Annotated in this window: 21 protein-coding genes and 1 pseudogene; 15 read left to right on the forward strand and 7 right to left on the reverse strand. The window is 40.6% G+C overall.

Annotation, left to right across the window (positions count from 1 at the left end; all coding sequences use genetic code 11):
- Positions 1–77 precede the first annotated feature (77 nt).
- From hutH to L0Z67_RS19275, 5 genes are all read left to right on the forward strand, one after another.
- A complete protein-coding gene (gene hutH / locus L0Z67_RS19255) occupies positions 78–1,571 on the forward strand; it encodes a histidine ammonia-lyase (RefSeq protein WP_237115638.1) in 1,494 nt (497 codons plus the stop codon).
- Between the two features lie 11 nt (positions 1,572–1,582).
- Positions 1,583–3,583: a urocanate hydratase gene (locus L0Z67_RS19260; protein ID WP_392353247.1), complete on the forward strand. Its 2,001-nt coding sequence runs from the start codon at positions 1,583–1,585 to the stop codon at positions 3,581–3,583.
- 120 nt (positions 3,584–3,703) lie between these two features.
- Positions 3,704–4,111, forward strand: a complete 408-nt coding sequence (locus tag L0Z67_RS19265; protein ID WP_237115636.1) for a GFA family protein — start codon at positions 3,704–3,706, stop codon at positions 4,109–4,111.
- A gap of 188 nt (positions 4,112–4,299) precedes the next feature.
- Positions 4,300–4,767 (forward strand): HIT family protein, encoded by a 468-nt coding sequence (locus L0Z67_RS19270; RefSeq protein WP_237115635.1) that lies wholly within the window; start codon positions 4,300–4,302, stop codon positions 4,765–4,767.
- Positions 4,768–4,876: 109 nt separating this feature from the next.
- Complete coding sequence (locus L0Z67_RS19275; RefSeq protein ID WP_237115634.1) at positions 4,877–5,332, forward strand: hypothetical protein; 456 nt, start codon at positions 4,877–4,879, stop codon at positions 5,330–5,332.
- 34 nt (positions 5,333–5,366) lie between these two features.
- On the opposite strand, the gene L0Z67_RS19280 is transcribed toward L0Z67_RS19275, so the two are convergent.
- The 7 genes from L0Z67_RS19280 to L0Z67_RS19310 all read right to left on the reverse strand — a co-directional run bounded on the left by L0Z67_RS19280 (position 5,367) and on the right by L0Z67_RS19310 (position 11,932).
- Positions 5,367–5,798: an AraC family transcriptional regulator gene (locus tag L0Z67_RS19280; RefSeq protein ID WP_237115633.1), complete on the reverse strand. Its 432-nt coding sequence runs from the start codon at positions 5,796–5,798 to the stop codon at positions 5,367–5,369.
- Between the two features lie 311 nt (positions 5,799–6,109).
- On the reverse strand, positions 6,110–6,574 hold the full coding sequence (bfr, locus tag L0Z67_RS19285) for a bacterioferritin (RefSeq protein ID WP_054552095.1): 465 nt from the start codon (positions 6,572–6,574) through the stop codon (positions 6,110–6,112).
- Between the two features lie 11 nt (positions 6,575–6,585).
- Complete coding sequence (gene bfr / locus L0Z67_RS19290) at positions 6,586–7,059, reverse strand: bacterioferritin (protein ID WP_237115632.1); 474 nt, start codon at positions 7,057–7,059, stop codon at positions 6,586–6,588.
- Between the two features lie 211 nt (positions 7,060–7,270).
- A complete protein-coding gene (locus L0Z67_RS19295) occupies positions 7,271–9,406 on the reverse strand; it encodes a TonB-dependent receptor (protein WP_392353253.1) in 2,136 nt (711 codons plus the stop codon).
- Positions 9,407–9,558: 152 nt separating this feature from the next.
- Positions 9,559–9,894 (reverse strand): DUF3703 domain-containing protein, encoded by a 336-nt coding sequence (locus tag L0Z67_RS19300; protein ID WP_237115630.1) that lies wholly within the window; start codon positions 9,892–9,894, stop codon positions 9,559–9,561.
- 42 nt (positions 9,895–9,936) lie between these two features.
- On the reverse strand, positions 9,937–11,007 hold the full coding sequence (locus tag L0Z67_RS19305) for a PepSY-associated TM helix domain-containing protein (RefSeq protein ID WP_392353847.1): 1,071 nt from the start codon (positions 11,005–11,007) through the stop codon (positions 9,937–9,939).
- A gap of 64 nt (positions 11,008–11,071) precedes the next feature.
- On the reverse strand, positions 11,072–11,932 hold the full coding sequence (locus tag L0Z67_RS19310) for a cation diffusion facilitator family transporter (protein ID WP_237115629.1): 861 nt from the start codon (positions 11,930–11,932) through the stop codon (positions 11,072–11,074).
- Between the two features lie 169 nt (positions 11,933–12,101).
- On the opposite strand from L0Z67_RS19310, the gene L0Z67_RS19315 reads away from it, so the two are divergent.
- The 10 genes and pseudogenes from L0Z67_RS19315 (at position 12,102) to L0Z67_RS19360 (ending at position 21,425) form a co-directional block, all read left to right on the forward strand.
- On the forward strand, positions 12,102–12,479 hold the full coding sequence (locus L0Z67_RS19315; protein ID WP_237115628.1) for a hypothetical protein: 378 nt from the start codon (positions 12,102–12,104) through the stop codon (positions 12,477–12,479).
- A 58-nt stretch (positions 12,480–12,537) separates the two neighbouring features.
- Complete coding sequence (locus tag L0Z67_RS19320; protein WP_083515258.1) at positions 12,538–13,665, forward strand: efflux RND transporter periplasmic adaptor subunit; 1,128 nt, start codon at positions 12,538–12,540, stop codon at positions 13,663–13,665.
- A 9-nt stretch (positions 13,666–13,674) separates the two neighbouring features.
- Positions 13,675–16,786 (forward strand): annotated as a pseudogene (locus L0Z67_RS19325) (efflux RND transporter permease subunit).
- A gap of 132 nt (positions 16,787–16,918) precedes the next feature.
- Positions 16,919–17,404 carry a GNAT family N-acetyltransferase gene (locus tag L0Z67_RS19330; protein WP_062567990.1) on the forward strand — a complete coding sequence of 162 codons (486 nt, stop codon included), beginning with the start codon at positions 16,919–16,921 and terminating at the stop codon, positions 17,402–17,404.
- A gap of 112 nt (positions 17,405–17,516) precedes the next feature.
- Positions 17,517–17,771: a hypothetical protein gene (locus L0Z67_RS19335; protein WP_392353258.1), complete on the forward strand. Its 255-nt coding sequence runs from the start codon at positions 17,517–17,519 to the stop codon at positions 17,769–17,771.
- Positions 17,719–18,024 (forward strand): hypothetical protein, encoded by a 306-nt coding sequence (locus L0Z67_RS19340; protein WP_392353260.1) that lies wholly within the window; start codon positions 17,719–17,721, stop codon positions 18,022–18,024. Before L0Z67_RS19335 ends, L0Z67_RS19340 begins: the two co-directional genes overlap by 53 nt.
- Before the next feature lie 15 nt (positions 18,025–18,039).
- Positions 18,040–18,651: a superoxide dismutase gene (locus L0Z67_RS19345; RefSeq protein WP_237127441.1), complete on the forward strand. Its 612-nt coding sequence runs from the start codon at positions 18,040–18,042 to the stop codon at positions 18,649–18,651.
- Positions 18,652–18,742: 91 nt separating this feature from the next.
- A complete protein-coding gene (locus tag L0Z67_RS19350) occupies positions 18,743–20,092 on the forward strand; it encodes a DNA-3-methyladenine glycosylase 2 family protein (protein ID WP_062567987.1) in 1,350 nt (449 codons plus the stop codon).
- Positions 20,089–20,562 carry a methylated-DNA--[protein]-cysteine S-methyltransferase gene (locus L0Z67_RS19355; protein WP_062567986.1) on the forward strand — a complete coding sequence of 158 codons (474 nt, stop codon included), beginning with the start codon at positions 20,089–20,091 and terminating at the stop codon, positions 20,560–20,562. Before L0Z67_RS19350 ends, L0Z67_RS19355 begins: the two co-directional genes overlap by 4 nt.
- A 98-nt stretch (positions 20,563–20,660) precedes the next feature.
- Complete coding sequence (locus L0Z67_RS19360) at positions 20,661–21,425, forward strand: hypothetical protein (RefSeq protein ID WP_405128741.1); 765 nt, start codon at positions 20,661–20,663, stop codon at positions 21,423–21,425.
- The last annotated feature ends 1 nt before the right edge of the window (position 21,426 follow it).

Here is a 21,426-nt window from a genome sequence, read left to right on the forward strand (position 1 = left end):
ATTATGCATTTGTAAAACAACTAGAGCAAGCTAGACTCCCTCTAAATAAAACTTATCCTGTTCTTTAGGAGTTATAAATGACATTTAAGTATGGTGTTGACCAATTAACGTTAGACAGCGTTAATGCTATTGCAGCCGGTACGTTACAGGCAGAGCTTTGCCAAGAAGCGATTGATAAAATTAATAAAAGCCGCCAAAACGTAGACAAAATGGCTGCCTCAGATAAAGCCATTTATGGTATCAATACGGGCTTTGGTCCATTATGTGATACACAAATTTCTCCAGAAGAAACCAATCTATTACAAAAGAATTTATTGATTACACACGCTGTCGGTGTGGGTGAGCCAATCGCTAAACCTATTTCAAAGCTAATGCTCATCACCAAAGTACATGCATTAAGCCAAGGTTTTTCAGGTATTCGTTTAACCGTAGTTGAGCGTATGCTTAAGTTTATTGAACTTGATATTATTCCTGTTGTACCAGAGCAAGGTTCAGTTGGCGCATCGGGTGACTTAGCACCGTTATCACACCTATTCTTACCTCTTTTAGGAGAAGGTGAGTTTTGGGTAAACGACACAATCAAGCCAGCTGCAGACGTATTAAAAGAGCACGGTTTAGCGCCTTTAGATTTACATGCTAAAGAAGGCCTAGCGTTAATTAATGGTACTCAGTTTATCTTATCGCATGCCATTACTGCGCTTACTAAAATGCGTTACCTATTAGACCTTGCTGATATCGCAGGTGCTATGAGCATTGAAGGTATGCAAGGTAGCCAATCACCGTTTCGTGAAGAGTTACACGCCATTCGTGCTTTTAAAGGTAACGTTGAAGTTGCAGCGCGTATGCGCAGCTTTTTTGCAGGCTCTGAAAACATGGCTTCACACACTGATTGTGACCGTGTTCAAGACCCTTACTCACTGCGTTGTATTCCTCAAGTTCATGGTGCATCACGTAATGCGTATTACCACTTAAAAGAACTTGCTGAAACAGAAATGAATTCTGTAACAGATAACCCTATTGTGATCAGCGAAGAAGAAGCCATTTCGGGTGGTGGTTTCCACGGTCAACCACTTGCTATGGTATTAGATTATGCTTCAATCGCAGCAGCAGAGCTTGGCAACATTGCTGATCGTCGTTGTTACTTGCTACTTGAGGGCTTACATGGTTTACCGCGTTTATTAACGTCATCGGGTGGCTTAAACTCTGGCATGATGATCCCACAATACGTGACTGCGGCATTGGTAACAGAAAACAAATCTTTGTGTTTCCCACCATCAGCAGACAGCGTACCAACATCAATGGGCCAAGAAGATCACGTATCTATGGGGAGTATTTCTGGTCGTAAGTTAAACCAGATTTTAGGTAATCTTGATAAAATCTTTGCTATTGAGCTGATGTATGCAGCGCAAGCAATTGAATTTAGACGTCCTAACACGTGTTCAGACATCATTGAAGAAAACTTTGCGCTAATTCGCAGCAAAGTTGCCAAACTAGAAGAAGACCGCTTACTTAAGCCTGATATTGATGCCATGGTAGAACTTGTTAAATCGCAAGCGTTTAAAGTTAACTAAGGGAGCAAATAATGACTTTTCAAGAACAAATTAAGCAAGGTATCCCAAGCGTATTGCCAGAGCCAAAACCGTATCCAAGTGATGCAAACCGTGCTCCAAAACGTAAAGACATTTTATCGGCTGACGAAAAGCAATTAGCTATTCGTAACGCATTGCGTTATTTCCCTAAAGAATGGCATCAAGAACTAGCTGCTGAATTTGCTGCTGAGCTCAAACAATTTGGCCGTATTTACATGTATCGCTTTAAGCCTAACTATGAGCTTAAAGCGCGCTCGATCAGCGATTACCCGGCTAAATGCGAACAAGCTGCCGCTATTATGTTGATGATCGACAACAACCTTGACCCTGCTGTAGCGCAGCACCCAGAAGAGCTTATCACTTATGGTGGTAACGGTGCAGTATTCCAAAATTGGGCGCAGTACTTATTAACCATGAAGTACTTAAGCGAAATGGAAGAAGACCAAACGCTTCACATGTATTCGGGTCACCCTATGGGGTTATTCCTATCATCAGTAGAAGCACCGCGCGTGGTTGTGACTAACGGTATGATGATCCCGAACTATTCAAAACCGGATGACTGGGAAAAATTCAATGCATTGGGTGTAACTCAATATGGTCAAATGACTGCGGGTTCATTTATGTACATTGGCCCGCAAGGTATTGTGCACGGTACAACCATTACGGTAATGAATGCATTTCGTAAAGTGCTTGAAAAAGGTGAATCACCGAAAGGTAAAATCTTCTTAACGGCTGGTTTAGGCGGTATGAGTGGTGCTCAGCCTAAAGCGGGTAACATTGCTAACTGTATTACCGTATGTGCAGAGGTTAACCCTAAGGCGGCCATTAAGCGTCACCAGCAAGGTTGGGTTGATGAGTTAATTGATAACATGCCAGATCTTGTTGAGCGTGTGCGTACTGCTCAGCAAAATGAGGAAGTGGTATCGATAGCCTTTATCGGTAACGTGGTTGATGTTTGGGAAAGCTTCTTAGCAGAAGATATTTTCATTCACTTAGGTTCAGATCAAACTTCACTTCATAACCCGTGGTCAGGCGGTTATTACCCAGTTGATATCAGCTATGAAGAGTCAAATCGTTTAATTCGTGAAGAGCCAGAGGTATTTAAAGAAAAAGTACAAGCGACGCTTAAACGCCACGCCGATGCTGTTAACAAGCACACGGCGAAAGGCACTTACTTCTTTGATTATGGTAATGCGTTCTTGCTAGAAGCATCACGCGCTGGTGGCGATGTAATGGCTGATAATGGGATTGATTTTAAATACCCATCGTACGTACAAGATATTCTTGGTCCAATGTGTTTTGACTATGGTTTTGGCCCGTTCCGCTGGGTATGTACATCAGGTAAACCAGACGACCTTGATAAAACAGATGCGATTGCTGCACAAGTCCTTGAAAAAATTATGGCGGACTCGCCTGAAGAAATTCAACAGCAAATGCAAGACAACATCACTTGGATCAAAGATGCGAAACAGAACAAACTCGTTGTTGGTTCACAAGCACGTATCCTATATGCAGATGCACAAGGCCGCGCTGAAATCGCTAAAGCCTTTAATGATGCCATAAATCGTGGTGAAATTGGTCCAGTTGTACTTGGGCGTGACCACCATGACGTAAGTGGTACGGATTCACCTTTCCGTGAAACATCAAACATTTATGACGGTAGCCGCTTTACAGCAGACATGGCGATTCATAACGTAATTGGTGATGGCTTCCGTGGTGCTACTTGGGTATCTATCCACAATGGTGGTGGTGTAGGCTGGGGCGAAGTGATCAACGGTGGTTTTGGTATGCTACTAGATGGTAGTGAAGCTGCCGAGCGACGTTTGAAATCTATGCTATTATTTGATGTAAACAACGGTATTGCTCGTCGTAGTTGGGCACGTAACGAAGAAGCTAATTTTGCAATTAAGCGTGAAATGGCGCGTACCCCTAAGCTTAAAGTGACCTTATCTAATAACGTTGATGATGACGTTTTATCAAACTTAGATTTCTAAGTTGAACTAATTAAAAAGGCCATGCTGCGTACGCAACATGGCCTTTTTTATTGCCTAAAATTTTTAAATAGCGCATTGTTTAGGTTATAAATTTTTGGCTTAGCTAATGAGGAGATAGAGATGACTAAAACACTAACCGGCGGATGTTGCTGCGGTGAAGTGACTTTTAAAGTAACTGATAGCTTTAAGCGCTTTTTCTTTTGTCATTGCGAGCAATGTCGAAAATTGTCTGGCACTGCGCACGCTGCAAATTTATTTACTTCACCCGATGCTATCGAATGGATTAAAGGTGAGCATCATATTACGCGCTTTAATTACCCTGGTCGTGCGCTATCACGAGCCTTTTGTAAGACTTGTGGCTCTGCGCTGCCATTTGCATCTCAAGACAACAAATACTTACTTGTGCCTGCAGGCAGCTTAAACGAAGAGCCAAGTAAAGAATTAGATGCGCAAATATTTTGCGAAGAACAAACCGAATGGCATAAAAAAGGGTTAAGTGGCAAAAAGGTCATTGGTTTTGGTCGGTAAAAATTAACATAAATGCTATATCACAATAAGAAAATATAATGAGTTCAAATACAGTGTATATTGTTAGCACTGTCTTTAAATCTTTCAGCCAAGGCTTGAGCTAACAGAAGACTTAATTAGTGGAGTTGTGCTGGACTCTGCAATTTATGGTCTGTCGTATAAGAAAACTAAATAAGGATATATTTGGGATGCATGATTGTATTTTTTGTAAAATAGTTAAAGGTGAAGAGCCATGCCATAAACTCTGGGAAGATGATGAACATTTGGCTTTTTTATCTATTTACCCCAATACGCGAGGTGCGACAGTTGTTATTCCGAAAAAACACCTCTCTAGCTATGCTTTTGCCCAAACTGATGAAGATTTATCAAAATTAATAATAGCCACTAAAAAAGTCGCTATTCTTCTTGATGATGCATTTGAAGATGTAGGGCGTTCGGGTATGTTTTTGGAAGGCTATGAAATTGATCATTTACATAGCAAGCTGTCCCCGCTGCATGGTACTGGAAGTTCGTCTGATTTCACTCATATTGAGCCTACATTTGGCCCATTTATCGAAAAGTACGAAGGTTATTTATCATCACACGATTGCGAGAGAGCGTGTGATGAGGAACTGGCTACCTTAGCTAAAAAAATTCGAGGTGAAAAAGCTACTTAACTCAAACGAATTTGTGACTTATTACGTATGAAAGTAAATTATTAGGAGATTCAACAAGCATCATCAGCATGCTATGCTTGTTGAACATGTATAAGCTTTTGGATTTTTAATGAGATATTACGCCTATTTAGTACTTTTTTTATTCTCAACATCGCTTTTTGCAAGTGCTTTGCTTGATATGAAACCAAGTAATAAAACGCAGTTCTTATCTCTTATAAAGACTAAGCAGGGTGATTATAAAGCGGATGAGGGAAGTCATGAACTATGCAAAAGTGCCTCTTTCAAACTTGTCCAGCAACCCACGCAAGGCTTTAATTTAGGCACTCTTATTGATTTTAGTGATTTACATAACGGCACGCGTACGAGAAAAATACCGAATTTTTGTATTGTTAGTTCAAAACTGAAATATTTCGTTAACGGCATTGTCAGAACCAAACGTTATTTTCGTTGCGATGATGAAAATGATGCTACAACCATAGTGGAAGATTTACGCTTTAACGATTCGAACACTATAACTTACACACTTAGCCAACCAGAACTAAGCTGCGTATATGAAAAGTTATGAGGTTATGCGCACCAATAAAGTGCGCAAAAATAACTTATGAATGAAAAGCTGCTAACTGATCTGTGTTTATCATATGGCAACTGCTTTTAACAATTTCCTTTAATTGCTCTGTTCTGTAAACAGATGGGGCAGAGCCAAACTCTCGTTTAAATGCATTACAAAATGTGGCTGAGTTACTAAAGCCACTCGACAGTGCAATCGCTTTCACTGAAAGCTTTTCATCATCTAACATCTTAATGGCAACAGCTAAGCGTTTTTCCATCACATAGACACGATAAGTTGTATTTAAGTTGCGCCGAAAATCCCGTTCTAGCTTTTTTCTATTGGGGTAGTTGAGTGCGTCAACTAGCCAGTTCATCGTTATTTTTTTGCCGGCAATAATGCCTTCGTTTAGGGTTTTATCTACACACTCCTTAAAGTTGTTAGAAGAAGGTGAAAGGGCTACTCGTTTACCTAAATCATTCATTATTTAACCTAAATTTATGTTAGTAATAGATGCGATTGGTCAGTATTTAGTGGTGTATTTTTGACCTGATTTTAAATTTAAAAAGGGCAGCATCCGTTTCTAAAAAGAAAACAATGAGATGATAATAAAAATCATTACTTTGTTCATCGTGTAGTCATTTTTAATTGCGACAATTACAGCGATATCTGATTTTTCTGATCTGTTTGGCTTAAAACTGCTCAGCCTAACTAGTATTTAAGTTTTGGATTGTGGTGAGGGTAATAGAATAAAAAAAAGCAGCTGGCGCTGCTTTATTCTAGATCAAATTAGTATTACATTTGCGATTGCAGGTAATTCTCAAGTCCTGCGGTTTTGATTAGCTGTTGTTGTGTCTCAAGCCAATCAATTTGTTCTTCTTGCTCGTTTAAAATGTTATCTAACGCTTCACGGCTGATATAATCTTTTTTCTCTTCAGCAAGTTTAATAGCTGCTTTAAGATCAGGTAATGAGTCAAGCTCAAAGCTCATGTTTGCTTCGATCATTTCTTCAGAGTTTTCGCCAATACGAAGACGCCCTAAATCTTGTAGGTTAGGTAGGCCTTCTAAAAATAAAATACGCTCAATTAGACGGTCAGCGTTTTTCATTTTTTGAATAGATACTTTGTAATCAGCTTTGTCTAGTTTAGAAAAGCCAAAATCTTTAAACATGCGTGCATGTAAGAAGTATTGGTTAATACCGACTAATTCGTTGGCTAACACTTTATTTAATGCTGCAATTACGCTTTTATCGCCTTTCATACGTTTAGCCTCTATTCGCCCATTTGAGATTGATGGTAGTTTTGGCTACCAATTTTGTCGATTAAGCCAAGTTGCTGTTCAAGCCAATAAACATGATCTTCTTCGGTATCAAATAATAGCTTTTCAAGTACTTCACGAGATTGATAATCTTTCTCTTGCTCACAAACTGCAATGGCTTCTTTAACACAGTCAACGACTTCAAGTTCAAGAGTTAGGTCGTTTTGCATCATGCTTTTCACGTCAGAACCGATTAACAGGTCACGACGTTTCGTCATGTTAGGCACGCCCTCTAAAAATAAAATACGTTTTATTAGCCAATCTGCGTGATCTTTCTCTTCTTCCATTTCATGGTTAAGGCGCTCGTACAATTTATTTAGGCCCCAATCATCATACATGCGAGAGTGGATAAAGTATTGATCTATAGCGGCTAATTCGTTAGCGAGAAGTTTGTTAAAACTGTCTATGACTTTTTGGTTACCTTTCATCGTGCTGTCCTCAAATTCCAAGTTGCGATAATTGTAGTACATTAAAACAAGAATGCAAATATTTTTCCTTGTAAATCAGGTGGTTACTATTGATTGTGATTCTCGTTTAAGTTTGCGTTAGTGATCGATTTGTGAACAATTTATTGTTTGTATTTTCACAAATAAAAAAGCCCTTACTAAAAGGGCTTATAAAGTGATAGTCAGTCAAAGACTAAAAACTATATTTAGCACCGAGTGTCACTGTCGTGCCTAAACCTTTAATGTTATAGCCACCATATGTATATGCTTGAGCGCGGGCAGGGAAATAATCATTATTAAAGAGGTTTTCTACGCCCATAAATGCTTGCCAATTGTCTGCAAAATTGTAACGACCACTCAAATTGAAAATGTTATAGCTATCAATTGGCCCTTGATCACCTACGTACTCACCATCTGCATTTGGTTCAAAGCGTTTACGCGAACCTACATAGAGGTAGCTCACACTTAATGAAAGCTCATCGCTTGGCTTCCAGTTTAAGTTAGCGGTGCCTTTTGGTGGGCTAATTTGTCGAGAGCCAAGGTAGATATCGTCTTCTGTGTTTTTACCTTCAACATAGCTGTAAGTAGCAACTAGACTTAATGTTGGGTTGATAGTGTAGTCAACGACTGTTTCGTAACCCCAGATCTCTTGTGGTGCACGTACAGGCTCATAAACACCCGTTATTTCATTAAAGCTATTCGTTGTCCCAAACTCTGACGTACTACGGTAAGCAGCAAATTCAAAGCGTACATCATCAAATTGAGATGTAAAACCAACCTCATAGTTATCGATGATTGAAGCTTCAGTTTGAATTAAACCAATATCGTTCACAGTTGCAGAACGTAAAAGACGGCCAATATCCGAAATATCAGAGCCTTGCGAGTAATTTGCAAACGGGCTAAATGCATCCGATAAGTTGTATTTAACGCCAATGTTGTAGGTTGTAGCGTCGTAATCAATGGTATCGCCTTTAACACTCAATGGTACTGAGCATTGTGTTGCTGAACGGCAAAGCTTTAAAGTGTCGTAATCATCAACTGTTAAATCAATGCTTTCTTTACGAACACCCGCTTTAACAATGATGTCGTTGTTGATAACCCATTTAGTTTGTAGGAAGCCAGCAATACTTTCCATTTCCATTTCAGGAACCCAAACGCGACCATCTACTAGCGGTTGTGAAGTGGTATCGTTCAAAGCATCTAAACCATAAATAAATGTTGCCTCAACAGTGTCAAAATCAACCAGTGTGTTAAATGTAGCGCGTGCACCTTCTTTTTCAGAGCGGATGATTGATTGTCCGCCATCGTAACCTTCGTCAGGGTTAGCAAGGTTTGGTGAAAAGAAAAATATATTTTCGATGTCTTGCATATACAGATCTAGGGTCATTTGGGTGTTTTCAAATAACGCGTAGTCTGTGTATTTTAAAGTAATGTTTTCATTACCATCAGGACCCTGCGGCTTACCACGTTTTTGTAGCTCTTTTGGTACGTGAATAGCGTATGTTTTTTCGCCTTTGTTACCATCACCAACTACATCACCTAAATCAGTTTTTTGTTGTGAGCTGAAGTAGTTATAGCTAAATTGTAGTTGCTTTTCGTCATCAAAGTCATAACTTAGCTTTGTGAAGTAGTTTTCAGTTACAGCATCAGATAAGCCGTATTGAAGACCTAAAATATCGCCTTCTGCATCACGTTGCACACCATTTTCTTCATAACTAGCTGTAAATAAGTAGCTTAATTTATCTGCACGACCATTAATTGCTGCTGAGATTCGTGCACCTGCACTCTCTTCTAATTTAACTGCACTAAAACGTGACGATAGGCTGATTTCACCTTCTGTTTTACCATCGCTGCTAGCTTGCTTAGTGATGTAGTTAATAATGCCGCCTGATGCGCCATTACCATATACCGATGTTGCACCTTTAATTACCTCAATGCGAGCAATGGCACTAGGGTCGAGTGTTTTAACGCCTAATGAGCCATTTCTAAGTGGTGTTGATTGTGGCACACCGTCAATCATAACCAGTGGAGCACGACCACGTAAGCTCTGACCCGTATTACTTGAACTATTTGTGTCTGGTGCAAGTCCTGGAACCATCTGTGATAGTAAACTTTGTAGTTCTGGATTAACTTTTAAATGCTCTTCGATTTGCTTTTGGTTAATAATGGTTATTGACGCAGGAACTTCATCGATGCTTTCAAATACGCGGCTACCAGAAACAACAACGTGCTCCATTTCTTCAGCGGTTAATTTTTTATTGATTGAGTCATCAGCGAAAGAATAGCTACTTACTGCCAGTGCAATAAGTGTTAACGACGTTCTTAACATGGTTGTCCTTGTTAAAAAAAGATAAATAGACTGTTTAGTGGGGCAGAAGTGTAAATGTAAAGAAGTGTAAAGGCAAGAGTAATGATAATGATTTGCAATAATAGGTAAGAAATAAAAATATAAATATAGTTACTAGTACCTTGGGTAGTGAATCAGTCTAGGTACTGTTTTAAGTCCTCAGGTACTGGCATTACTTTAAATGGATTAACGTCAGTTCCCCCTGTATTTCCCTTAGGAACCCATAAACGAGAAAATATAACCGATGCAAAAATGCGCATAAACTGGCCGATAACTTCTTTGTTATTATGTGTTTTAAAACCAATTTTACACATCCACCAGTGCGATAATGTGTGAGGAATAATATAAGACTGGCCTAGAATATGTGCTCTTTCTAGATGTGTAAAAGCCTGCGTGTATTCGCCGTTACTGTATGCTGATTTTGCCTGCAGCATTTCGTAATTGAATGCGTTTTTGAGTTTAGTTTTCATAATCAGTCCATATGAAAAAGAGCAATCAAGATTAAAAGCTTGCTACTTATTATGCCTCTTGTACCAAAAGTAAACGCCCGAAACCACAAAAAATAAAGGTGAAAGAGCAAGTATTAACCACAGTAACTGCACAATCGGTCCTGCAAAATCACCTATATGAAACTTATATTTAAAGTTCCATGTTTGTGTGGCCCAAGAGCTTTTACTAGCATCATAACTTGTGACAATATCCGCTGAATATGGGTTTGCCCATACCCAACTATAAGCATGACTTTCACCTGGGTTCTCTATCCTAAAACCAATGTTGTCACTTGGTTTTTTAGGTAAGTAAATTCTAAATAACTGACCTTTCGGAAATACGGTTAGCGCATTATCAAATGCTTTTTGAACTTGATGAGGCGCGTTCTCTGAAGGAGGGATCACCGCCGGAGGTTTAGGTCTGTCTTCAACAGTGCCTTGCATCACAAACTCTAATACGGCTTTTGTTTGTTCTTTCCAGTTAAACGCCATACCTGTATAGGCAATTAAAATGAGTGGAATTAAAAAATATACGCCTAGAACGGTATGTAGCTGATACATCAATACTCTAAACTTTGCTTTACGCTTAATAGCCAAGCGTTTCATACGATTTTTTGGTTTAACCCAGATATAAAAGCCAAGCAAAATTTCAATAATAAGAATGAGCGCGCACACAGATACCCAGTTTCTTAAAGGGCGGTTTTTATCACCATCTTCATAAAGCAGCCAACGATGCAAAGCCATGGTAAAGCCATAAATAGTGCTGTAGTAATCGTATTCATATAAAATTTGGCCAGTGTAAGGGTTAACACTCACGTAACGGTTATTGGCAAGCTGTAATTGCCACGCAAGGTCATTGCGCTGCTCTGGCATTAGCAGGGTAACGGGTTGCTCAGTTGAAGCTGAAACGTGTTTGATAAGGCTATCAAAATCAAGTGTTGATGTTGCTGGGGTAACTGTCCACTTATCGCTTTGAGTGAGGTGTTGAATGTCTTTTGCGTAAATAAGCAAGGCACCGGTCATGCTTAAACAAATTAAAAATAAACCGCTTATTAAGGCAAGCAATAAATGTGTACGACGTAACCACAACTTCAACAAGGTTTGTTCCTTCAGTTTGCTGTTAAAACAAAACTGAATAGTAAATGATAACGCGTAACATTTACACTAAAACTTGTTCAATGGTACAGCTTTCGATGGCAAAATTAGCATGTAAAAAGTGACGAATTTCATCGTTATTGATGTTTTGCTTAGCACTAAATTTAAGCTCGCAATGAATGTGATGGTCATCTATCTGCCATGTTTTAAGGTAATCAACATCAGTGATTGCAAATTCTGCTTTAAGCCCAGTGATAGTTTTTGTTTTGTTAAAATTATCAGGGGCTGCTTGCATCAAAATTTTGCTACTCGCAATTAACAGTAAAATACCGTGATAAATGACATACATAGAAATCAACATAGTGGCAATTAAATCAACAATATACCACTGATACAAAATGATTAAGGTACCGGCGATTATCACCACCACCGAAGCCATTGCATCCGAAATGTTATGAATAAACGCGGCACGAATGTTCATACTGTCTTTTGCACCCGCTTTGTAAGTTAATAGGGCGGTGACTAGGTCAATAACAAGCGCAAGACCCGCAACCCAAATGACGATCCAGCCGTCAATGGGCTGAGGATTTAAATAGTTGGAGATGGCTTCAACAATCAGATAACCACCAATCACAATTAAACTTAGGCTGTTAAATAAAGTTGCAAGGATCTCGGCGCGTTTATAACCATATTGGTAGCGGTCATTAGCAGGTTTTGCACCAATTTTACGCGCAATCAAAGCAATAAAGAGTGACGACGCATCGCTTAAATTATGTAATGCATCGGCAATTAAGGATAAGCTTCCAGAAACAAGTCCGCCAATCACCTGAGCGACAGTCAATAACACATTAATCGCAACAGCCAGCATGAGTTGGCGGGTGCTTTGGTTATTTGTATCGTGATGATGGTGGTGTCCGTGTCCCATAAAAATTACCGAGTTATTGATTTGCTTTATTTTTATATCATGCGAATACGCGTTTTGAAATGTTTGTAATCATTTACTTGCGTACACGAATAATTTACTGTTCAAATGCAGGTGGATTTGTTAATTTAGCGCCGTTGTACCAATTTTTAGGTTTAATTTTAGGTTCTGTGTGAAAGCTGCATTGTTTATTTTGATTAGCGTATTATTGCTCCAGCCATTGCTGGATAGCTTTGATGTGGCCGATCATAATGCTGCGTTTAATCAGGCTTCGGTACTACTATCAGAAGAAATCGACCTTGAAGCCCATTGCGCTGTCAATGGCGATCATCAGCTACACCAAGCTGAGCATGCTGAGCTTGCAAAACAGTTATCTGACTCAGCTGAGAAAGGCCATTGTCACGTTTGTCATAGCCCTGCATTTGTAGATACGCTACACCTGTCTGAGCCTACTGATGTCTATTTCACTAAAATAGAATCACTCGATTTAAATTTCAAATCGGCTGACTTAGCACCGCTACATCGCCCACCAATTTTTCCTCTTACTTAATCCAAAACCCTTTTTAGATTTTATTTGGGCTTAGCCCATTTTAAGTAAGAGACAATATATGTATTTAAGAAATTTTATGCGTTACGCATTGCTGTGCGTATGTTTTATGTATGTGACAAATAATCATGCTTCAGAGCTGGAGCATGATCACCAAGAAAATGAGCAAGCTGAGCAAACTAATGAAGTCAGTTTAACTGAGCAACAACAGCAACTGGCTAATATAAAAGTTGAACGCCTTGTACTAAAAACACACAATCAAACCTTGTATGCCCCAGGTGAAATTAAAGCCAATGGCTATGCCAGTTATGTGGTATCACCGCGTGTTGATTCAATTGTTGTAAAGCGCCATGCCTTGCTGGGGCAACACGTAAATAAAGGAGATTCTTTAGTCACCTTATTTAGCGGTGAAGTTGCCAGCCAACAAACTGAATTTAGATTAGCAGAAGCTGAGTGGCAACGAGTCACTAAAATGACACGCGGCACACTGAGCGAAAAGCAAATCCTGACCGCTAAAGCCGAATATGAAGTCGCCTATAGCCGACTTGTTGCCATTGGTTTATCGAAACAAGCCATTGCGCAAACACTCACCATAGCGCCTGAAAAGCTCGGTGAATATACCTTGTTTGCACAAACATCGGGTGCTGTTTTAACTGATAACTTTGCTCAAGGTCAGCGTGTTGATTCGGGGATTGAGCTGATGCTGATTGCCGATGAATCAGCGCTTTGGGTTGCCGCACAGCTTTCAGCTAATCAAGACCGTACTATCAGTAATGGTTCTAAGGCGCTGTTAGAAGTAAACGGCCATCGCTATCAAGCAACAGTTATTCAAGAAGCGCATACGATTGATGAACAAACACGCTCGCGAACAGTTAGGCTCGAAGTAAAAAACACGCAACATAGTTTGCATCCTGGCATGTTTGCGGATGTGTACTTCCATTTTGAAACAGAGCAAGCGGTACTTGCCGTACCGGAAAATGCGTTAACACGCAGTGCCGATGGCGACTGGCAATTGTTCGTTGTTGATGATGATGGTGGCTTTATCGCAAAAGAAGTGACCCTAGGTCGAAGTTTTGGTGATTATCGCGAAGTGTTTGATATTGAAGCAGGGCTTGAAATTGTCACGCAAGGTGCTTTTTTTATTGCCTCACAGCTAGCTAAAGGCGGATTCGATCCGCATAACCACTAGAGGTGACGCATGTTTAATTTATTAATAGAGGCGGTGATAAAGAGCCGTTTACTGGTGGTGTTGGCCTTGCTTGCTGCAATTGCAGTGAGTGCATTTATGATCCCAAAACTAAATCTAGATGCGTTTCCTGATGTGACCAATGTGCAAGTTGCAGTTAACACTGAAGCGCCAGGGCTCGCGGCTGAAGAAGTAGAGCAACTGATCACATACCCGATAGAAGCCGTGATGTATGCACTGCCCGATGTAGAACAGGTTCGTTCTATTTCTAAAACGGGTTTATCGGGCGTCACTGTGGTGTTTAAAGAAGGCGTTGATATTTACTTTGCTAGGCAACTTGTTTTTGAACGTTTGCAATCTGCTAAAGAGCTGATCCCAACTGGTGTAGGTATGCCAACCATGGGCCCTAACACTTCAGGGGCTTGGACAAGTCTATCAGTATTTACTTGAAGCAAAGCCGAGTGCAAACATTGATAGCATGGCACTGCGTAGTTTAAATGATTGGGTTGTTAAATTACTTATTTTACCCATTGATGGTGTGACCGATATTTTGTCATTTGGCGGCGAGGTAAAGCAGTATCAAGTAAATTTAAACCCCAATAAGTTATTAGCTTATGACTTAACACAACAAGATGTCAGCAATGCGCTAGATGCTAACAACAGCAATGTCGGTGGCTGGTATATGAACCGTGGTCAAGAACAACTTGTTATCCGAGGTACAGGTTGGTTTACCCCAGGCGAAAAGGGGCTTACTGAGATTGCACAAACGCCTATCAAAACAATTGATGGTACGGTCGTTAAAGTGGCAGATGTTGCGAATGTTGAACTTGGCAGTGAAATTCGTCAAGGTGCTGTCACCTTGTCTAAACGTGATGAAAAAGGCGAAATAGTCAATCGTGGTGAGGTGGTCACCGGCATCGTGCTCAAACGAATGGGTGCTAATACCAAGCAAACGATTGATGGCATCAACGCACGTGTCGAGATGATAAATCAAGCACTGCCAAAGGGAGTTGAATTTAAAGCAATTTACGACCAAGCAGAGCTTATTAGCCAAGCGGTACAAACGGTTATTGATGCACTGCTTTTAGCTTTTATATTTATTATCATAGTATTAGCGCTATTTTTGTTGGATTTAAGAGCAACATTTTTGGTGCTGTTGTCGATCCCTATTTCGATTGGCTTAGCACTGAGTGTAATGGCATGGCTTGGATTATCGGCAAACTTAATGTCGTTAGGTGGTATTGCTGTTGCCATCGGTATGCTGGTAGATGGCTCAGTGGTGATGGTTGAGAATGTGTTTAGACATTTAGGATTGAAAAACAATCAACATAAATCACCTGCCGAGCTTGTTGCTACTGCTGCAAAAGAAGTTTCACGACCAATCTTTTTTGCCTCTTTGATTATTCTAACGGTATTTTTACCGCTGTTTAGCTTTGAAGGTGTTGAAGCTAAGTTATTTCAGCCAATGGCTGTGAGTATTATGCTGGCGATTATTAGCGCTGTGATTGTTGCCTTGGTTGTTGTGCCAGCTCTGTGTGTGTACTTATTTGCTAAGGGCGTGACAGTAAAGCAAAGCATCTTATTAAAACCAATCGATATGCTTTATCAACGGGCTTTACAAAAAGCATTGCACGCTAAACGCAGCGTTTTAGCTATTGCTGGGTTATTGCTGATTGTAGCGGCCGTTATGCTACCAAAGCTGGGTACTGAGTTTGTGCCAGAGCTTGAAGAAGGCACTATTAACCTACGTGTGACACTTGCTCCCTCTGCAAGCCTTGATACAGCAATTGCAGTTGCACCAAAGCTTGAAGCCATGTTGCTTGAGTTTAGCGAAGTGGAATATGCGCTGAGCCGAATCGGTCGTGCTGAAGTGGGGGGCGATCCTGAACCGGTTAACAACATAGAAATCTATTTAGGCTTAAAGCCGCATGAGCAATGGGTAAATGCGAAAACGCGTGTTGAATTGCAACAGCTAATGGAAGCCAAGCTTGAGCAATTCCCTGGACTTTTGTTCAATTTTTCACAGCCTATAGCTACCCGAGTTGATGAGCTTTTATCGGGTGTTAAAGCGCAGTTAGCAATCAAGTTGTTCGGTAGTGACTTGGCGGTGTTGAGTGAAAAAGGTCAACAAATTGAACAACTGGTACAGCAAATACCTGGTGCTAAAGATGTCGCGATGGAGCAAATAGGCGGTGAAGCACAGCTCATAGTCAAACCCAACCGTTTAGCATTATCGCGCTTTGGTTTATCGGTGGCTGATTTAATGGATGTAGTCCAGCATGGTATTGGTGGGCAATCAGCAGGGCAAATTATTAATGCTAATGAGCGCTATGATATTTATGTGCGCATAGCAAAAAGCTATCGCCAAAACCCGGATGTGATTGCTGATCTTCGACTGCCAACCCCTGCGGGGGCCATTGTTAGGGTGGGGGATGTAGCCGATGTACAGATTGAGTCAGGCGCTCCACAAGTTCGTCGCGATGATGTGCAAAGGCGGGTGGTTATTCAAGCGAATGTGCAGGGGCGAGATATGGGGTCAGTTGTTGCCGATATACGCGCTGCAATTGCTGATAAAATGCAGCTGCCAAGTGGTTACAGTGTAGCTATTGGCGGTCAGTTCGAAAACCAGCAACGGGCACAACAGCGGCTGATGATTGTAGTACCTGTGGCCTTGTTACTCATTGCGTTATTGCTTTATTTTGCCTTTAGTAACTTATCGCAAGTGGTGCTTATTCTTGTCAATGTTCCTTTGGCTGTGATTGGTGGGGTGATTGCATTGTATGTCACTGGACAATATTTATCAGTACCTAGTTCCGTTGGTTTCATCACCTTATTTGGCGTTGCGGTATTGAACGGTGTAGTGATGGTTGAAAGCATTAACCAACGAGTTAGCGCTGGCGATAGCAAAGATAAAGCGGTATTTGAAGGCGCTGTTTCACGGCTAAGACCCGTACTCATGACTGCGCTTACTTCAATGCTGGGGCTTATTCCGATGCTGCTCAGTACAGGAATAGGGGCTGAAATTCAAAAGCCCCTCGCTACTGTTATTGTTGGCGGTTTAGTCAGTGCAACCTTCTTAACTTTATTTGTACTTCCGGTACTTTATAAGTCGATGAGTAAATAAAAATAAAGCAAAATGGGGCTAACGTTTAGTTGCCCCATTTTTAATGCACTGTATTTCTGTAAAGGGCGTTTACACTATGCTAAAGCCCTTATAAACTGGGCGTTACAATAATGATGTAAAAAGGAATACAGAGTGAGTAACGCAATTACAATCCGTCCGGCAGTAGCAAGTGATGCCGCAACAATTCTACATTTTATTACCGAGCTCGCTATCTACGAAAAAGAGCCTGACGCAGTTAAAACAGACGAACAAGCTATTTTAAAGACGTTATTCAGTGAAGGCGCAACGGCTCACAGTGTTATTTGTTTAGAGGGTGATACGCCAATTGGTTTTGCAGTGTATTTTTATAATTACTCGACGTGGCTTGGCAAAAATGGTTTGTATTTAGAAGATCTTTACGTCAGTTCAGATAGCCGTGGTAAAGGTGCGGGTAAGCAAATTATGCAATACCTTGCTAAACAAGCACTCGAAAAAGACTGCGGTCGTTTTGAGTGGGTTGTTCTTGATTGGAATAAGCCTGCTATTGATTTTTATGACAGCATTGGTGCTAAACCACAAAATGAGTGGATTATCTACCGCTTAACAGGTCAAGAGCTGATTGATTTTGCGCATCAATAAAAGCAATTCGTTTTAGCTGTAAAAAACAAATTAAAGTATAAATAAAAATCATTTGCATTTAATCTTTTCTGTGTGTAGTTTAAACACACAGGTTTTAAGTGCAGGTGATTTTATGACTCAAACAACATCCCACACAGCGCCAACATATCAACCAATTGACGATGCACTTGCCCCATGGCAAAAGGCAATTTATGAAGGTAATTTATCTTTTGAATGTGGGGACTTAGTTGTTGCCCGTGACCACTATACAGTCGCTGCAAATATTGCAGAGACATTAATGGCGCAGTTTACGAATATACCCTACAGCCACTACAGTGGCGGATTCACTATCACATTGCTTCCCAGCGTTTGTTGTTGCAACGCATAACTTAGCAGATACGTTTAAAGTGATGGGTCAACCAGAAAAAGCATGTAATTGGTTATGCCATGCTCATCAAAAGCTTAGTTTGGTGTTATGCCATCCCAATGAAAAAATACGGCATCTAGTTCTGCATCATCATCACAAAACCTATTTTGAATTGGTTAAATTTGCCCAAATGTCCGCAGATTTTCCTGAATTGATCACACGCATAAATCATGTATTGAGTGATCATCCTCACAAAACACAGTTACTTCATTAATGATAAGGAAACATGATGGCTTACACATTACCGACATTAGAATACAGCTATGAAGCTCTTGAACCACATATAGATGCGAAAACGATGGAAATTCATCATACACTCCATCATCAAACTTATATCAATAAAGCTAACGCCGCATTAGAAGGCAGCCACTATAGTGAACAGGATGCTGAAAAGTTACTTCGTACCATAGGCTCACTTCCTGAGCCATTACAAAAAGCGGTGCAAGAGCATGTGGGCGGTCACTATAATCATTCATTATTTTGGCAAGTAATGACACCAAACGGCGGTGGCCAGCCAAGTGGTGAATTAAATACAGCGATTGTTGAAGCATTCGGTAGCTTTGATAAGTTTAAAGAGCAATTTACAAATGCAGCGGTTAGTCGCTTTGGTAGTGGCTGGGCTTGGTTATGTGTTGATAAGAACAACCAGCTTGTTGTTGAAAGTAGCCTAAATCAAGATAGCCCTCTGATGCATAATCACACACCTATACTGGGCCTCGATGTATGGGAACACGCCTATTATTTGAAATATCAAAATCGACGTCCTGAATACATCGCAGCATTTTATGAGGTTATTAATTGGTCTGAAGTTGAGCGCCGATATTTAGCAGCAACTAAATAAACATTAATCAAATAGGTTAAGGTCCGAAACTGGCTAGTCAAAAAAAATTATTCAGTTAAGCTAACCATATTAGCGAATAACGAGAATAACTATGACTAGCCAACAATGGCAAACAGCGAGGCAAAGCCGTGACGCTCGTTTTGACGGCGTATTTTTTGTTGCTGTTAAAAGCACGGGCATTTATTGCAGACCTATTTGCCCCGCACCGACTGCGCAAGAAAAAAATGTTGAGTATTACCAATACGCGCATTTAGCCGCGCAAGCTGGTTTTAGACCTTGCATACGCTGTCGCCCTGACAGTGCCCCCAATAGTTCTGCATGGTTAGGAACCAAAACCACCGCTTTACGTGCTAAGCAACTCATAGATAAAGGTGAAGCCTACGATTGTGAGCTGTTAGCCGATAGGCTAGGGGTGTCGAGTCGTTACTTACGTCGTTTGTTTAATCAATACTTTGGACTCTCGATCACCCAATATCGATTATTTAATCAATGCAATTTTGCCAAGCAGCTATTACAAGAAACCGATTTGTCGATGGCAGATATCGCATTTGCATCAGGTTTTAATAGTATCCGACGCTTTAATGATGCATTTTTGAAGCAATTAAATATGGCCCCGTCCAAGCTGCGCAAGTCAGATAAAAAGCCAACTGCGACATTAAATTTAACACTGGCTTTTAGGCCGCCTTATAATTGGCAGGCACACCATGGCTTTTTACAGCGCCGTTTGATTAGTGGCCTCGAATGGCTAACTGCAACGAGCTATGGTCGAACCTTTAAAGACAAACATTGCCAAGGGCAATTTACCGCACATTTTGTTGAGCATAAAAACCACTTTAAAGTGGCCATTGATATTGATAACACCCGTTATTTACAGCAAGTGATCAACAATATTCGACGTGTGCTAGATTTGGATGCCGATACACACACCATAGAGCTGCATTTAAATGCCGAGCTTAAAGGTGCTATGCCGCTAAGTGAAGGGCTGCGCTTACCCGGGATTTGGTCAGACTATGAAGCGGGTATTCGTGCAGTCCTTGGTCAGCAGGTAAGTGTAACGGCAGCTCATAACCTAGTGACGCAGCTTGTGAACGAGTTTAATCTGCACAGCAACATTCACTATTTTCCAAGCCCTGAGTGGGTGGCTAACTCAGAGCTCGATTTTTTTAAAATGCCACAGGCGCGTAAAGATGCGCTTAGGCGTTTAAGTGCTTACTGTTATCAAAACCCAGATAATCAAGAACTTGATAATTGGCTAGAACTAAAAGGTATTGGCCCATGGACAGTAAATTACGCCAAACTGCGCGGTCAAAGCCATCCTGATATTTTACTGGCAGGCGATTTAGGGGTTAAAAAAGCCCTCGCTGGCGTAAGCGAATTTGATAGTGAGCGATGCGCACCTTTTCGTTCATATTTAACTTTTCAACTATGGCAGCAACTATGAGCATGCAACAAGTTATTATGCCAAGCCCCATTGGCAACATCACCATCCAAAGTACTTCGAAGGGTATTAGCTATGTAGGCTTTTACCCAGTTGAGATTATGCAAACAGAAGAGGTGAATGAACATACACTGACACCGATTTTAATCTGTATTAGCGAGCTGAATGAATATTTTAACGGTGATCGTACTGCGTTTACTGTGCCGCTTGATACCAAAGGCACAGACTTTCAAAAGCAAGTATGGCGTGCATTAATGAACGTTGAATTTGGCGCAAGCAAGAGCTACCAAGATATTGCGCTGGCAATTAATAACCCAAAAGCAGTGCGTGCAGTTGGGGCGGCAAATGGCAAAAACCCCATCAGTATAATTGTGCCATGCCATCGAATTATTGGCGCAAATGGTAAACTAACTGGTTATGCTGGTGGACTTAGTAGAAAAGAGTGGTTGCTTAGGCACGAAGGCATTTTGTAAAAATTAAATTTGGCTTCTACACTGGTATTAATTTACTAAATTCGTAGTTTATTATCACAGTGACGTTATTTTATATTAGGTGTGTAGTAGCCATTGCCGTGTTTGCCACATTTTATTCGCAAGCCAGAAGCATACAGACTATCAATATTTGTTATGCCGATTCTGCGAAAGCGCCACTGTTTTTGAACGCCCGGAATGAAATCCCCATTTTTGCAGCGCAGACCCAATTCAACATTTTAAAACGTATTGACGATAGCCTTGCTAAGATAAATTTTATTTTGCACAAAAAAACACGGCAATCTTGTATCGAAGCAATAAAAACAGGCGAAATGGATGCTCATCTAAGCGCATTTAATCACGAAAAGTTAAGCTATGCGGCTTTTCCTGTTAATAACAATAAGCAACCTATTAGCGAATTTGCACTAACACGGTTTAGCCAATGTTTACTTGGTAATAGGCGCTTTCATACCAAGTGGGGGGCGCGGGAAGTGTTTCAGCGAAAAGCGTTCTCACTTGTTGTGCCAAATGGATTATTTATAGGTGATGCTGCAAGTGAAGAAACATTTTTTATAGAGTACTCATTTACGCAACAAGATGCGGTGAATCAAGTTATAGCAGGAAACGCAGATGCAACGCTAGCAATATGCGAAATCGGTAATAACAAAGTTGATTTGTCTGTATACCATAAACATAAATTAGCGCCTGTATTTCCGCCGCTTAATACAACAACGGCTTATTTAGCTTTTTCAAACAACTTTTATTCAAAACATGAAAGTGCGGCTAAATTAGTGTGGCAGCAGCTAGCAAAACAACCCATCTCCCCGCATTACGCTCAACTTCTTCAACGAAACGTAACCGATTAAA

Origin of the sequence: Pseudoalteromonas sp. PB2-1 (assembly GCF_045040605.1) — a bacterium.
GTDB classification, from domain to species: Bacteria; Pseudomonadota; Gammaproteobacteria; order Enterobacterales; family Alteromonadaceae; genus Pseudoalteromonas; species Pseudoalteromonas arabiensis.

Excerpts from the sequence above, each read along its gene's own strand:
- hutH (WP_237115638.1), top strand. The coding sequence starts at position 78 with ATGACATTTAAGTATGGTGTTGACCAATTAACGTTAGACAGCGTTAAT.
- L0Z67_RS19355 (WP_062567986.1), top strand. The coding sequence starts at position 20,089 with ATGAGCATGCAACAAGTTATTATGCCAAGCCCCATTGGCAACATCACC.
- L0Z67_RS19260 (WP_392353247.1), top strand. The coding sequence starts at position 1,583 with ATGACTTTTCAAGAACAAATTAAGCAAGGTATCCCAAGCGTATTGCCA.
- L0Z67_RS19300 (WP_237115630.1), bottom strand. The coding sequence starts at position 9,894 with ATGAAAACTAAACTCAAAAACGCATTCAATTACGAAATGCTGCAGGCA.
- L0Z67_RS19310 (WP_237115629.1), bottom strand. The coding sequence starts at position 11,932 with ATGGGACACGGACACCACCATCATCACGATACAAATAACCAAAGCACC.
- bfr (WP_237115632.1), bottom strand. The coding sequence starts at position 7,059 with ATGAAAGGTAACCAAAAAGTCATAGACAGTTTTAACAAACTTCTCGCT.
- bfr (WP_054552095.1), bottom strand. The coding sequence starts at position 6,574 with ATGAAAGGCGATAAAAGCGTAATTGCAGCATTAAATAAAGTGTTAGCC.
- L0Z67_RS19345 (WP_237127441.1), top strand. The coding sequence starts at position 18,040 with ATGGCTTACACATTACCGACATTAGAATACAGCTATGAAGCTCTTGAA.
- L0Z67_RS19270 (WP_237115635.1), top strand. The coding sequence starts at position 4,300 with ATGCATGATTGTATTTTTTGTAAAATAGTTAAAGGTGAAGAGCCATGC.
- L0Z67_RS19320 (WP_083515258.1), top strand. The coding sequence starts at position 12,538 with ATGTATTTAAGAAATTTTATGCGTTACGCATTGCTGTGCGTATGTTTT.
- L0Z67_RS19275 (WP_237115634.1), top strand. The coding sequence starts at position 4,877 with ATGAGATATTACGCCTATTTAGTACTTTTTTTATTCTCAACATCGCTT.
- L0Z67_RS19350 (WP_062567987.1), top strand. The coding sequence starts at position 18,743 with ATGACTAGCCAACAATGGCAAACAGCGAGGCAAAGCCGTGACGCTCGT.
- L0Z67_RS19265 (WP_237115636.1), top strand. The coding sequence starts at position 3,704 with ATGACTAAAACACTAACCGGCGGATGTTGCTGCGGTGAAGTGACTTTT.
- L0Z67_RS19335 (WP_392353258.1), top strand. The coding sequence starts at position 17,517 with ATGACTCAAACAACATCCCACACAGCGCCAACATATCAACCAATTGAC.
- L0Z67_RS19295 (WP_392353253.1), bottom strand. The coding sequence starts at position 9,406 with ATGTTAAGAACGTCGTTAACACTTATTGCACTGGCAGTAAGTAGCTAT.
- L0Z67_RS19280 (WP_237115633.1), bottom strand. The coding sequence starts at position 5,798 with ATGAATGATTTAGGTAAACGAGTAGCCCTTTCACCTTCTTCTAACAAC.